Here is a 13,368-nt window from a genome sequence, read left to right as displayed (position 1 = left end):
TTCCTACTATTACTTGCTGAAACCTTTTTTGATAGCTACCCAAATGATATGAAGTAACCAGCTTAAAGCAAATGCACAACTTGCCGTCATTAGATAAGCTACAAGAATCATGACTCCTGAAGGTAACTGCAGCCAACTATCTTTAAACAATAATAACAGTACTTGGAAAACAAATACATTGGCTAAATACGTACGATAAGCATAAACAGACAACCATTTGAACAATGGCAATTTTGGCGAATCGTTTACAATCATTTTGGAAGCGCCTATGAAGACAGCAAAGATGATGACTAAACTGTATAAACTTTGGAGCGTATTCAAGTAAGGCGCAGTCGCAAAGCTCAAGTCTCCTGGATGTGCGAGCAATGAACGGACAGAAAAGAACGCGATAACTAAGGCAACAGGTAAGAAAAGATAACGTACTCTGTCCAAATATTGATAAACTTTTTCATGATAAACAAATGCGGCTACCCCATAAATCCCGTAAATCATGAAACTAGCAACAAACCGATCTAACAAGTACCAGCTGTCATGATAAGGCTCAGTCAATACTTGTGTTTGATAGAACAGATACCATGCGACATATAAAATCGTTGAACCAATCAATACTGGCCATACATATTTTTTATTATCTTAATTGTCAAATTAAGTTAGACAAATCATCAATACTTACGTAACTCAAAAATACTTCCAAAGGTGTTCGATAATTCAGTGATTTTCTAGGAATATTATTTCGTTTCGATGCGACAGATTGAATAAAAGATTCATCTACTGAATTGAAATCCATAGATTTCAATAAACCATCTCTACGTAACAATCCGTTAGAATTCTCGTTTAGGCCTCTTTGAGACGGCGTTCCTGGATCAGCGAAATAAATGGCAATATCATTGGCATTACTGATCTGTTTCCAATTTGAAAATTCCTTTCCACAATCAAAAGTGATGGATTTGAATAGATTTTTCGGTACAGATTCAAACCAATGATTTAATTTGTTTTCAATATCAATCGCTTGTCTACCACACGGTTTCAATGTGATGATAACTTTTGATAATCGCTCAACTAAGGTAATTACAGCACTTTTATGTTTCAAACCTACGATAGTGTCACCTTCAAGGTGACCAAACTCATTTGAGAATTGGCTATAATCTTTTTCACGTTCATGAATAGAGCGACGGAAAGCTTGTTTTCCACGTCTTTCTTGATGTCCATTTGGTTTACGCTTGCCTTTCATCGGTAAGTCAGAAGGATTAAATAGCCCCTTTTTGAACATACGATAAATGGTACGAGCAGAACAACGAATAGGAAACGCTGCACGACCAACAATCACATCGGGTGTCCATCCTTGAACAACCTTTCTTTGAATATATTCTGATTGTTCCTCAGGTAAAACAAGCGGGCGTCTACCACAGTTTGATTTGTTTTTCTTATACTGTTGATAGTACTCTAAGGCTGATTTTCCTTGCTTGAAGAACAGGTATACTTTATGGATCGTTTGTCTTGAACGATTCAAGCAATGCGCAGTTTTCGCAACAGATTGATTTATTTTGAAATAAGACTCTATCATTACAAGTTCATCCGTTGTAAGATGGGTATAGGTCATTTGTACTCACTCCTTATAATTCTTTGGACGGAACTATTTTGAGTGTAGCACAAATGACTTTTTTAGTTGTCTAGCTTAATTTTACAATCGGCGTTAGCAAATACTTTGTAACCGAGCCAAACAAAAAACGGCATGAACAATTGGATCTGCAGCATCATAACGGTATACCATAAATGAGGCGCTCCATCACCTGTGACATATTTCAGTAAAAAGCTTGCAGTATCCGTATACGGAGTTTGTTGTTGGACTGCTGGAAATAGCCAAAGATAAGCCGTCGTCCATAGAAGATACGGAACGACTAGTTCAAAAAACTTTTCTTTCAAAAATTCCCAATAAGACAAATGCTGGCTTGTTTTTACCATATTATAAACAATTGCAAAAATAAACATTGGTGCTGTGTATTTAACGATGACGTAAAAGGTACCAAGAAAAGCTGTATTTGTTGCGCTGTGGCTGTTTGCCAAAGCAAAGCTCAATATCGTTTGCATCATAACAGCCGTTACAGCTGATACTTTCTGGAAGTCACTTACGTTGATTTTGATTTTTTTGTTTTCAAACATCTCTTTCTCTCTCTTTTTCTTTATTACCAAAGTTCTTTGGTTAATTTAGGTCCTTCGACTGTTTTCAATAGAATTTTTTTCTCTGGCTCTCTCAAATACTCTTTTAGTGAAAAACCGCCTTGCCGAGTCACTACTTGGGTATCGAATTGCTCAAAAAAAGCAGGATGCGATTGAATTACCTGAATTGGCAATTCAATCGGTGAATCTGCGTACAGTAGCAAATCAAAATCACTGGTTTCTTTTACTGCCGGAATCCCAGTCGATAATTCAAATCCTAAGCTGCCGCCGATTCCCCATTTACATCCTGATAATATGTTTCTAGCAGCATGAAATTGCTGATAAACAGGATAATCCATGATTTTCTCTTGTCTATACGATTCTTGTTCGATGATGTCCCACGGATGAATGACTTGTTTGACGGCATGTTTTGAGATTTCTGTTGCCCATCTCTGATTGCGGGCAGGTCCACGTAAACCAATCGGTAGTATTTCTGCGTGATCCGTCGACGCACGACGAACTGTTCCGAACATCTTTTCAGTTAGAACGACCCATTCAGGCAAGGTAAACCCTTCTATTTCATGTTTATCAAAAAGGACAATATCATGTGCTTGAATCATTTTTTATGCATCCCATTCTTCGTCCATTTTGGCACGGACTTTATTTGTTTCGACACGTCCGAATGTTTTGGCTGTTTCGTTTGTGTATCGATTTGTCAGCATCGTGTCATTTGTATTGCGGACATCTTGAATGGCTTCATTGATTGCTTCGATGACTTTGCTGACATTTTGTTCTGAAGAAGCTTGGTCGGTGATATCTTCTAGGAAATGATAGATCGCTCCTAGTTTTGTATAATTATTGATATCGTAAGCGATAGCTGGAACTTTTTCAGCAGCTGCTTCGATTTCAGCAACCGAACGTTTTGTCACACGTGCAGCACTTTCTTTAGACATCGCTTGGACGGTAATTTCTTTATTGTTTAAAGCAATCAAGCGGCTTGATTGTAATCCATGTGCTAAAAATGCACCTGAAATAGCATTTCCTGCAATCAATCCAATAACTGGATGTCCAGCTTGACGGAGTTTTGCATAAGCAGCAGCACTATTAGCCAAAGCCACATGGATACCGATCAATTCTTCGTTATAGCCGTATGCTTGGCTTGGTACATCGATCACAACGATGATTGGCCGTTTCACTTTTTTGTCTTTATCTTCTTCGTAAACGTGATCCAAAATTTGTCCCATGCGGAAACCTTCAACTAAACCAACTTCACCGTTTCGTACACGGTACATCGGGTTTTTAGGATCAGGTACGATTGATGTCACGATGGCTTCTTCTATGAATTTACTTGATTTACCATAATACACAGTACTAATAGAAGAAGTTGGATTTTTCATGCCAGTTAGTGCCGCAAACCAATCGTAACCAACACTTGCTGCAGCTGGTTCATTTCCTTCTGCTACTTCTGGTAAGTCAATTGATTTTGCTTGATGGTTAGCAATTGCTTCATTGTAATCGTCAATGGCCATTGGTTTTGAAAGATCTAAAGAATCAAGTAATGATAAATAAAATGCTGAGCTTTCACTGCGATGCGTGTCTTTTCGTTCGTCCATTGCTGCGATGACAGCAGCTTTGATTGCTTCTACACTATCAGTCACTAATTCATCAATGATTTTTGATTCTACCCGTTGACGAGATCCTAATGTATTCCAAATCAAGTCTTTGTCACTAGAATCAAATTCTCGAACGCCTGCTTCTTGTTCAATAACTTCTGGTCCATTCAAACCGACTCTCGCTTTTTTTGTTGCGATTAAATAACTCATTAATGCTGAAGTAATCGACATACCGCCAAATGATCCTACACGTCCTGGAATCAAACCGATGACTGGTACATATTGTTTTAGAGCAATGATTGCATTTCCGATTTCTGAAATAGATAACAGTCCGTAGTTTGCTTCTTGCAAACGAACACCACCTGTATCTAGTACAATGACTGGAAAGATCTCATTTCCTTTTTTATTTTCTTCTAACACATGTTCAAGTGCAGCAACGATTTTTGCACCGGAAACTTCACCGATACCGCCACCTTGGAATTTTCCTTCCATAGCGATTACTACTGCTTGTTTGCCATTGATCGTTCCACGGCTGACAACGATCCCGTCATCACTTTCAGGGACGATTCCTTGTGCTGGTAAACTTGGCGCGATGATTTGATCGAATGGGCCAATCAATTCACGTCCATTGTCAAGTAGAGCATTCACTCGTTCTCTGGCATTTAATTCTACAAAACTATTTTTCATCTGAAAGTTCCTCCATTGCTTGCGTCAATCGCAGGTACACAACTCCTGGTGTAGCACCGAAGTCATTGATAACGATATCTGCTGAAATTGGATAACGATCAAAAAATCTCGTTAATACATTGTTCCATACTTCGCCGAAGCCATCGCTTCCTGTACAGATTTTTACAGTAGATTCTGTTTTTTCTGTTGGAAACATCAAGATTTCCAAATCTCCTGAACCGACCACTCCTACATGAATTTTCTTATTGATCGGCTGTTTCGTTGGATATTTATAAGCTAATTGTTCCATGGATCTCTCCCCTTTTTGTAAAACAGAGCATACACGTTCTGCTTATTCGTCTTTCTTCTTCCATCTGGGTAAATGGCGACAAAAGGTTTTTCTCGCCAATTTTATGACCAAGTTCTGAATTTCATTGGTGGTTCATACAGGCCATCTGACCATTCGATCAAATCATCGATTGTTTGTGCAGCTAATAATGAACGTTTCGCTTCACTGCGTTTGATACCTAGATCTTCTGGTAATTTCACGATGCCGGCTTCACGCAAGCTATCTAGTGATTCTTTCGTGCTAGTCATTCCAAGAGGTGTAACACCGCCAATTGCTGCAATTGCTGCTTGACGTTCTTCTTTTGTTTTTGCTTTGTACAAATAAGCAATTCCTTCTTCTGTCACGATATGGGTAGTATCTTCGCTATAGATCATCACTGGTGCATTGGCTAAGCCTGCCTGTTTTTGAACAGCTAATGCATCTAATTCTTCGACAAAGACTGGTTTTTTATTTGAACCATATGTTTCAACCATTTGAACAACTAATTTTTGTCCTTTACCTAATGGATCATCATTGTCGCGAAGTGATTGCCATGCTGGTGTAGAATGACGACGACCGCCAGGATTATGTCCCATGTTAGGCGCTCCACCAAAACCAGATAAACGTCCTTTTGTTACGGTAGAAGAATTTCCTTCGTAATCTAATTGCAAGGTTGAACCGATAAACATATCGATTGCATATTGTCCAGCTGCTTGTGATAATGTTCGGTTACTGCGCATCGTGCCGTCTTTACCGACAAAAAAGACATCTGGGCGAGCAGAAATATATTTTTCCATACCAACTTCGCCACCAAAACTATGGATGCTTTCAACCCAACCTGATTCGATGGCTGGAATCATCGTTGGATGTGGGTTCAATACCCAGTTCTTCGCGATTTTCCCTTTTAACCCTAGTGATTCACCATAAGTTGGCAGTAACAATTCGATAGCTGCTGTATTGAATCCAATACCGTGATTCAAAGATTGTACGCCGTGTTCTGCGTAGATTCCTTTGATTGCCATCATTGCCATTAGAATTTGCAATTCTGTGATGTTTTGAGGATCTCGTGTGAATAAAGCTTCTAATTGATAAGGTTTATCTGCTTTCACGACAACGTCTACCCAGTCACCAGGGATATCTACACGTGGTAAAGAATCGACAACTTCGTTGACTTGAACGATCACGATACCATCTTTGAAAGCTGCAGCTTCGATGATTGTTGGTGTTTCTTCCGTATTGAAACCTGTGTACAAGTTGCCGTCTTTATCTGCTTTATCTGCAGCTACTAAAACAACATTTGGAATCAAATCGATGAATAAGCGTCCATAAAGTTCCAAATAAGTATGGATATCACCTAATTTCATTGTGCCGTCTTCAATCATTTGGGCGACACGCAAGCTTTGTGCACCAGCATAAGAGAAATCGATCTTGCTTGCGATTCCTTTTTCAAAAATATTCAAATGTTCTGGTCGTGAGATACTAGACATGATCAAATGCAGATCATTCACTTTTTCTGCATCTACTTTTTCAAGACTTTCTGAAAGAAAACTTGCTTGTTTTTGATTGTCGCCTTCTAATACAACTTTGTCGCCGGGAGCAATCAGTTTTTCCATTACTTCTACGATTTTTTCAGTTTCTACATACTTGCCATTGAGCAAGTTGCTGATTTTTTCCAATCGCTGCGCTTTTTTTTCGCGTTTAGAAGCCCAGTTGCGGTTTGGTTTTTCCATAATTAGTCATCTCCATTTTTGATATAGAAACGTGGCGTCATCAATACCATGTTGGTCTAGATTGATCGTACGGATCCCTTTATCTACACCAAATTTTGTATGAATCAGCTTTGTCAAAGTATTGCCGGGGGGACATTCAATCGTCAGATCCATTCCTAATTCTTTTGCCAAGTCCATCATTTGGTTCCACTGCACAGGGAAAGCTAGGTTTTCCAACAAATCTTTACAAATCTCTTCTGCGTCCTGAGTGGCTCTTCCATCCGTATTTTTTATATACAAACATCTAGCATCAGATAGATGGACAGACTGCATATACGGCTTGAATTTCTTGACCGTATCATTCATCAAGAGACAGTGAGATGGCACAGGGACTTTCAGCAGCTTCGCTGTTTGCGCTTGGTGCCGTTTGGCTTCTGCCAACGTAACGGATAAACCTTCGATACTCCCAGATAACGTATGTTGCATCGGACAATTTTCATTTGACAGATAAACTGGATGGTCAGGATCAAATGTTTTTGCTACAATTTCCTCAGCTTCGCTTCTCGTCACACCTACTACTACGCCCATTGCATAACCGCTTGGATAAGCTTCTTTCATTAAGACTGCGCGGTGATAGACTAGTTCCGCTGCATTCTCAAATCTCAAAGATCGACAAGCAACAGCTGCACAAAAAGCACCAATCGAATGTCCTGCTGCAATATCAGGCTGAATACCGTTTTTTTCCATTTCATCTAAATAAAATACTGCTTTTGTCAGTAATGCTAGCTGGATAAAAACCGTATCTTGATAGTTTTCTTCTTTATCAACTAACCGATACCCCGTCACATTTTCTAAACGTTCCATGTACATTTCAGGGATATCCGCTAACATCCCTAACTTCTGACTGCCTTGTCCAGGAAATAAGAAACCTGTACTCATGAGCCTCGCCTCCTCAGCACTTACTTTTTCCACTGCTATCTTAGTCAATTTCTGCTATAATAAAAAATGCCAAAAAAAGAAAAAACCATAACAAAAAGGTATGGATGGGATGGATAATTATGAAATTGCTTCATCTGCAGTATTTTAAAAAAGTATTCGAAACAAAAAATGTTACCCAAGCAGCCAAAGAATTATTTATTTCTCAACCTGCCTTGAGCCGTGCGATCAAACATTTGGAAAACGAATTAGGGGTCCCTTTGTTTTACCATAGCGGCAGAAACATTGAGACGACCGTTTTTGCAGAAGAATTTTATCCATATGCAGTCAAGACATTAGACACATTAGAAGAAGGAATCAAATTATTGTCTTCGGTCAATGAGAAGATCGTTACTTCCGTCATATTGTATTTAGAGGTAGCCTCTGTTTCTATTCCGAACTTGGTCCGAATTTTTATGGAAAAGCATCCTGATATCCAATTAACGATCATGCAACATCATTTACCAGATGATATTACCGATCCTGTACTGTACATCACTTCGGAGATGAAGCCTGGCATGACCAATATTCCTATCATGAAAGAACCTGTTTATGTCGCCATTCCTAAGAAACATCCTCTTGCGAAAAAAGAACATCTGCAATTAGAAGATATCCAGCGCACCCCCATCTTGATGCTGTCAAAGAGCAACGCCTTCCGTCATACACTGGATGCAGCACTTGAAGCGAAAAGTATCGAATTGACGATCAGTTCGACGACAGATGATCCTGCGACATTACGTTCTATTGTCAAGCAAGGATTAGCTGTTAGCTTTTTCCCAAAAGTTTCTTGGTCTTACGATAAAAATGATCCTTTCGTCTTGCGGGAAATCAAAGATTTGCCCTTGACACGAACAATTTATTTATCTTCTAGCTTCACAGAAGATCATCCTTTGATCAAAATGATTGCAAAAACGATGCGGGAATTTTATTTAGGAAAATAAAAAAAAGAGCTGGGACAAAATTCTTGTCGCAGCTCTTTTTTCGAACAAACGGTGTTCCAGAAGTAATTTCTTAGAAAATAAGCCGAAATTTCCCAAAAATTTGAGAAGCAATTTTCGTAAATTCCTTCTTATTTCTTGAAGCTAAACATTTCTGTCACAACCTCTTCTCTATTGTCCTAGACATTCATTGCGTTGATTTAAAACTTCCATCAATCAAATCTGCTAGTTCATCTAGCTTTTCTATTTTACGTAGATCAATAGAGATCCAATGTTCTTTATTCATGTGATAGGCTGGAAAATACCCCTCTTTTCCTCGCAAAATTCCGCCAAGTTCAGGATCGACCTTCAAATCAAGAATATTGATGATCCTATGGTCACTTGCATCATCATAGATTTTTTCTTCTGGAACAGACATCAGGACCCCAAACCATTTTTTGCTTTTTTGATGTCTGAATACGCAATAATCAGGAAATTTTTTAAAAATATATTCTGGAGACAAATTGTATGTTTCATTGATGTGATCGATTAGTTCTTTTTTCGTTAGCATCTGCTTCCATCTCTTTCTTATTGATTCGCTTTATTCAAAGATACCACGTAAGAATAGAAAAATGAATACAAGTAGTTGCTAATCAAATACTTCGATATTTTTCTTTTTTATCAACTCTTAAATGTTCAATCCGCCTGTGTTGGTCTTGCTACCATCTACTATTAAAATGTTGATTATTGTTTGCCCATCTATTTTTTTATTTTAGTGGTATCATTTTTCAAGTTCATGATGAAATTCTTATCATCAGTAAATGCTCCATAAAAATAAACACTGATTGAAAAATCAGTTGAAACTTGACCACCGTTTATTTTCTCCGTATTCTTAGAATAGAAGGGAGTCTGATTGATGTATTCACTAATGAAAAAAATCATTACCGAAAAAGATATTCGACGTCATGTTTCTTTAGTAGAACAATTGCTGAATCATACAAAGATAACCGTAAATGAATTAGCTGAAATCATAGGGACAACCGAACGAACGATTTATTCTGACCTTCAATCTATTCGCTCTCAACTGCCTGAAGGCTGGGACATCATTAGCGATCAAGCAGGGATTAGTTTGCAAAACCAGCAAAATTTATTAGCAAATGACCTTTGGGAGATTTTTTTCAAACAATCAGTCAGTGTCGAACTATTGAAAAGTCTGCTTTTTACAAAAAAAGTTGCTGTCCCTGATTTTCTAGCCGACCATGGGCTTTCTTATGGGACATTGAAAAGACATGTGACTAAAATCAATCAGCGTTTAGCAAGTTACGACTTGCAGATCGATTTGACGAAATATACCGCTTCTATTCTTGGGAAAGAGCGTGCGATTCGCACTTTCTATCATCGACTGCTGATTCCTTTTACTCATAACAACTATTTTTTCGAAGATTATTCGATTCATGAATCCCATTATTTTCAATTTTTAAAAACAATAAATCGAACGGAGCTAGCGGTTGAAACAGAAGAGATTTTTGGAACATGTTGGTTCTTTATCAATACGATCCGTATAAAAGCGAATTGCCGATTAGATTCTTCTATCCATATCAACAGTACACTCTCCTCCCTGTATGACTCTGCATTGAAAAAATTGTATTTAACGGAAGGTATTTATCTCAAAGACACTGAGCTTTCTTTTGCTTCTTTCTGCTTTCTGGAAAGTTGGAATTACAACAATAACTATGGAAAAGAAACCGCTTGCTGCCTGCATCATTCTCCATTTTTCGAACGCCTCGAAACGTTTGTAGAGGAACTAGCTTCAGAGCTGTCTCTTGATCAACTAAAAAAAACATCTCTAACTGATAACTTGGCTCTTCTCGTATTAAAATATCATGAATCGCCGATATTGATTGAAGCATTGGACCGTCAATACCATCGTTTTTTAGAAACATATGATCAGCAATATGCACATTTGTCTCAACAGAAAGAGAATTTACTGAACGATCTAAAAAAAGAAATGGAAATCAATGAACCGAATTTCTTCCTTCAACTCTTGTCCTTACTGATCCAACAAACGATTTTTTCTATCAAACCGAATTTGTTCAATGTCTATTTTATTTTCCAAGGAGAACCTTCATGGAAGGCATTCTTGCAGCAGGAATTAAAAGATTACTTGGGAAAACGTGTCTGCTTCTTACCTATCGAACTAACCGATCTTTCCACTATTTCTTTCGAAAAAACAGATATCTTGATTTCCAATTTCCCGCTGGATTCTCTAGATATCCCTATCGTATACATTTCTTCTATTCCTACGAAAAATGAGCTCAATCGTTTGACTGAACTCACTTTCAAAACTTTTTTATAGTAACGGCTAGCGACTGTATTCTCTAGCTGTTTTTTCTTTTTTGCGAAACAGTTTATTCATGATCCCTTTTTCTATTTCTACAACTAAGAATAGAAGAATCACATTTGCCCCAATCAATAACTGTTGTGTCATCGTTAAACTTACTGTACCGATCAGCTGCTGGCCGACTGGTAGAAAAATAACCATCCCTTGCAATAAAGCAAGGATACCTAATGAAAGAAAAAGCGCTTTGTTTTGCAAAAGGCCCTGGTTCAATGACGGCTTGGACAACTCTCTGCAATTGATCATGTAAACAGCTTGAGCTAAGACGATATTTTGTAGAAGAATGGTTTGCTGTAAGCTTTGCCCTTCAAACTGCATAGCCAATAAATAGGCAGGAACCATGATCAGTAGGGAGACATAGATGATCCGAAACAAATGATAACCAGATAGGATTCCTTGCTTTGGATCTCTTGGTGGGCGCTTCATGATTTCTGGATCTGGCGACTCGAACCCTAGTGCATAAGATAAAGTGATTGTCGTTACCATATTGACCCATAAAATCTGTACTGGGGACAAAGGTAGCGGGCGATTCAGCATAAGTGCCCAAATCAAGATCAATCCTTGAGCTAATGCAGTTGGCAAGAAGAAATTGATGGTTTTTTGCAAATTATCCAAAATCCGCCGGCCCTCTTTTACGGCTTTTGCAATCGTATGGAAATTATCATCTCCTAAAACCATATCAGCTGCCTGTTTGCTTACTTCACTACCTTTGATTCCCATAGCAATTCCTACATCGGATCGTTTCAAAGCAGGTGCATCATTTACGCCGTCTCCGGTCATTCCGACGATTTCTCCATTTTTCTGCAAAGCTTTAACAATCCGCAGTTTATGTTCTGGCGTCGTTCGAGCAAAGACATCGACTATTGGCACTTGCTGAATCAACTCTTCATCAGACATAAGATCCAAATCGATCCCTTCTAAAACTTTGGCAGTATGTTTTAAGCCAATTTGTTCCGCAATCGCTTTTGCTGTGTCTTTGTGATCCCCTGTAATCATTTTCACTGAGATCCCTGCTTGTTGACATTCCTTTACAGCTTTGACTGCACTTTCTTTTGGCGGATCGATCAATCCGGCGATCCCTGCAAAAGTTAATTGGGTTAAAGTCTCATGCGTGAGTTCCTGTTTCGAATCTACTTTTTTATAAGCAAATCCTAAAACACGCTGACCTTTTCTCGCAAATTCTGCAGCTGTCTGACTCCATGCTTCTTGTTCTGCAGAAGAAAGAGTTGATTTAGCAAATAATACTTCTGGTGCACCTTTGACGTAAATCACCGCTCCTTTTTCCTCCGCATGCATCGTTGCCATATATTTGTATTCAGAACTGAACGGAATCTTTGCTTCTATTTTTTTCAAAGGCAGATTGGCTGTTTCTGTGTGTCGAATCAGCGCAACTTCTGTCGGATTGCCACTTAAATTTTCTGATTTCTGTTCTTCTTTTGTTTTTAATTCCTGACAGTTTTTCATAATGGACAACACGCAGGCTTCTTCTTTTGCAGATACATCCACAACTGTCATTTCATTTTTTGTCAATGTCCCTGTCTTATCTGAACAGATCACTGTCATAGAACCTAATGTTTCTACCGAAGGAAGTCCTTTGATGATCGCCTTTTCTTTTGCCATTTCATGTACTCCAACGGATAGGATCATGGTCAAAACAGCTGGCAATCCTTCGGGTACCATTGACACCACCAAAGCAATCATAGCCGAAAGAAGGATATGCCAATCCATACCATAGCGAAATGTCGTAAAAATAACTAAGAATAGACTCAAACAAAGAATGCCTTGAAAAATTTGTTTGTTTAATCGGTTGATTTTTTTAATCAGAGGCGTCGTTTGTTGTTCGACCGATTGCAATGCTTGATTGATTTTACCGATTTCTGTCGTGTTTCCTGTTTCTACAACGACACCGACTGCAGAACCAGATTGTACAAGCGTTCCTGAAAAAGCCATATTTTTCTGGTCGCCGATCGATTCTTCTTCTGTCAAAACGGCATGACTTTTTTCAGATGCTTCTGATTCTCCCGTCAAAATCGATTCTTCCACTAATAAATCATGTGCTTCGATTAATCGGATATCTGCTGGAACGACATCTCCGGCACGTAAGACAATGACATCTCCTTTTACCAGTTCTTTCGCAGGGATTTTTTCTTGCATCCCGTCTGATAGTACTATCGCTTCTTGTCCCATCAGCTGCTTCAAACCATTCAATGATTCTTCCGCTTTTCTTTCTTGCCAGTAACTAACGAGTCCATTGACGATCACTACGAATAAAATAATACTTCCTTCAATATATTCACTAGAAGCAAATTTCAAAAAAGAGGCAATGATCAACACGATCATCAGCAGATCAGTAAAATGCTTTGCTATTTTTTTCCATCGTTTTGTCTGCTGCCTTGCTTTTATTTCATTATATCCTTGATCAGTCAGGCGTTTCTGTCGTTCTTCTTGCGACAAGCCTTCTGTTGATGTTTGATAGTTTTTCAATACATCTTCTACCGTCAATCTGTACCAGTTCATCCTATCCCCTCCTGTTTAATTGATACTGTTATTATACGCAGGGAAGTTTTTTCAGGCGTATCGATTATTTCAGGGGGGTCTGAAATAA

Annotated in this window: 11 protein-coding genes and 2 pseudogenes; 2 read left to right on the top strand and 11 right to left on the bottom strand. The window is 38.5% G+C overall.

The features are described from left to right. Positions 1–9 precede the first annotated feature (9 nt). The 8 genes and pseudogenes from MKX69_RS01800 to MKX69_RS01765 form a co-directional block, all read right to left on the bottom strand. Positions 10–630 (bottom strand): annotated as a pseudogene (locus MKX69_RS01800) (hypothetical protein); the annotation flags it as partial. Positions 631–640: 10 nt separating this feature from the next. After that, on the bottom strand, positions 641–1,600 hold the full coding sequence (locus MKX69_RS01795) for an IS30 family transposase (protein ID WP_000222573.1): 960 nt from the start codon (positions 1,598–1,600) through the stop codon (positions 641–643). Positions 1,601–1,692: 92 nt separating this feature from the next. Further along, positions 1,693–2,160, bottom strand: a pseudogene (locus tag MKX69_RS01790) (acyltransferase family protein); the annotation flags it as partial. Between the two features lie 23 nt (positions 2,161–2,183). Then, positions 2,184–2,777, bottom strand: coding sequence for a malonate decarboxylase holo-ACP synthase (locus MKX69_RS01785; RefSeq protein ID WP_002325259.1), 594 nt, complete (start codon positions 2,775–2,777; stop codon positions 2,184–2,186). 3 nt (positions 2,778–2,780) lie between these two features. Beyond that, positions 2,781–4,457 (bottom strand): biotin-independent malonate decarboxylase subunit beta, encoded by a 1,677-nt coding sequence (gene mdcD, locus MKX69_RS01780; protein ID WP_114634716.1) that lies wholly within the window; start codon positions 4,455–4,457, stop codon positions 2,781–2,783. After that, positions 4,447–4,746 (bottom strand): malonate decarboxylase subunit delta, encoded by a 300-nt coding sequence (locus tag MKX69_RS01775; RefSeq protein ID WP_002287548.1) that lies wholly within the window; start codon positions 4,744–4,746, stop codon positions 4,447–4,449. The genes mdcD and MKX69_RS01775 overlap by 11 nt, the downstream gene beginning before the upstream one ends. Before the next feature lie 101 nt (positions 4,747–4,847). Then, positions 4,848–6,494, bottom strand: a complete 1,647-nt coding sequence (mdcA, locus tag MKX69_RS01770; RefSeq protein ID WP_114634717.1) for a malonate decarboxylase subunit alpha — start codon at positions 6,492–6,494, stop codon at positions 4,848–4,850. A gap of 6 nt (positions 6,495–6,500) precedes the next feature. Continuing rightward, the gene (locus MKX69_RS01765; protein WP_114634718.1) at positions 6,501–7,412 is read right to left on the bottom strand and encodes an ACP S-malonyltransferase; all 912 of its coding nucleotides are present in this window, start codon (positions 7,410–7,412) and stop codon (positions 6,501–6,503) included. Between the two features lie 119 nt (positions 7,413–7,531). On the opposite strand from MKX69_RS01765, the gene MKX69_RS01760 reads away from it, so the two are divergent. Further along, positions 7,532–8,389: a LysR family transcriptional regulator gene (locus tag MKX69_RS01760; RefSeq protein ID WP_114634719.1), complete on the top strand. Its 858-nt coding sequence runs from the start codon at positions 7,532–7,534 to the stop codon at positions 8,387–8,389. Between the two features lie 184 nt (positions 8,390–8,573). Here MKX69_RS01760 and MKX69_RS01755 read toward each other — a convergent pair whose 3' ends face one another. Continuing rightward, a complete protein-coding gene (locus tag MKX69_RS01755; RefSeq protein ID WP_002287552.1) occupies positions 8,574–8,936 on the bottom strand; it encodes an MmcQ/YjbR family DNA-binding protein in 363 nt (120 codons plus the stop codon). 188 nt (positions 8,937–9,124) lie between these two features. Then, the gene (locus MKX69_RS01750) at positions 9,125–9,307 is read right to left on the bottom strand and encodes a hypothetical protein (RefSeq protein ID WP_002349831.1); all 183 of its coding nucleotides are present in this window, start codon (positions 9,305–9,307) and stop codon (positions 9,125–9,127) included. Between MKX69_RS01750 and MKX69_RS01745 the strand changes: the two genes are divergently transcribed. Continuing rightward, positions 9,282–10,721 (top strand): helix-turn-helix domain-containing protein, encoded by a 1,440-nt coding sequence (locus MKX69_RS01745; RefSeq protein ID WP_002339532.1) that lies wholly within the window; start codon positions 9,282–9,284, stop codon positions 10,719–10,721. The genes MKX69_RS01750 and MKX69_RS01745 overlap by 26 nt on opposite strands. Before the next feature lie 6 nt (positions 10,722–10,727). On the opposite strand, the gene MKX69_RS01740 is transcribed toward MKX69_RS01745, so the two are convergent. Beyond that, entirely contained in the window at positions 10,728–13,280 is a 2,553-nt protein-coding gene (locus tag MKX69_RS01740; RefSeq protein WP_002345779.1) for an HAD-IC family P-type ATPase, read from the bottom strand. Between the last annotated feature and the right edge of the window lie 88 nt (positions 13,281–13,368).

It is taken from the genome of Enterococcus sp. FSL R5-0957, from assembly GCF_038008005.1.
GTDB classification, from domain to species: domain Bacteria; phylum Bacillota; class Bacilli; order Lactobacillales; family Enterococcaceae; genus Enterococcus_B; species Enterococcus_B faecium.
This window is presented reverse-complemented; position numbering and strand designations above follow the sequence as displayed.

Bases quoted from the DNA above. Each gene is read 5' to 3' on its own strand.
- MKX69_RS01755 (WP_002287552.1), bottom strand. From the start codon at position 8,936: ATGCTAACGAAAAAAGAACTAATCGATCACATCAATGAAACATACAAT.
- mdcA (WP_114634717.1), bottom strand. From the start codon at position 6,494: ATGGAAAAACCAAACCGCAACTGGGCTTCTAAACGCGAAAAAAAAGCG.
- MKX69_RS01740 (WP_002345779.1), bottom strand. From the start codon at position 13,280: ATGAACTGGTACAGATTGACGGTAGAAGATGTATTGAAAAACTATCAA.
- MKX69_RS01795 (WP_000222573.1), bottom strand. From the start codon at position 1,600: ATGACCTATACCCATCTTACAACGGATGAACTTGTAATGATAGAGTCT.
- MKX69_RS01760 (WP_114634719.1), top strand. From the start codon at position 7,532: ATGAAATTGCTTCATCTGCAGTATTTTAAAAAAGTATTCGAAACAAAA.
- mdcD (WP_114634716.1), bottom strand. From the start codon at position 4,457: ATGAAAAATAGTTTTGTAGAATTAAATGCCAGAGAACGAGTGAATGCT.
- MKX69_RS01765 (WP_114634718.1), bottom strand. From the start codon at position 7,412: ATGAGTACAGGTTTCTTATTTCCTGGACAAGGCAGTCAGAAGTTAGGG.
- MKX69_RS01775 (WP_002287548.1), bottom strand. From the start codon at position 4,746: ATGGAACAATTAGCTTATAAATATCCAACGAAACAGCCGATCAATAAG.
- MKX69_RS01785 (WP_002325259.1), bottom strand. From the start codon at position 2,777: ATGATTCAAGCACATGATATTGTCCTTTTTGATAAACATGAAATAGAA.
- MKX69_RS01745 (WP_002339532.1), top strand. From the start codon at position 9,282: ATGTATTCACTAATGAAAAAAATCATTACCGAAAAAGATATTCGACGT.
- MKX69_RS01750 (WP_002349831.1), bottom strand. From the start codon at position 9,307: ATGATTTTTTTCATTAGTGAATACATCAATCAGACTCCCTTCTATTCT.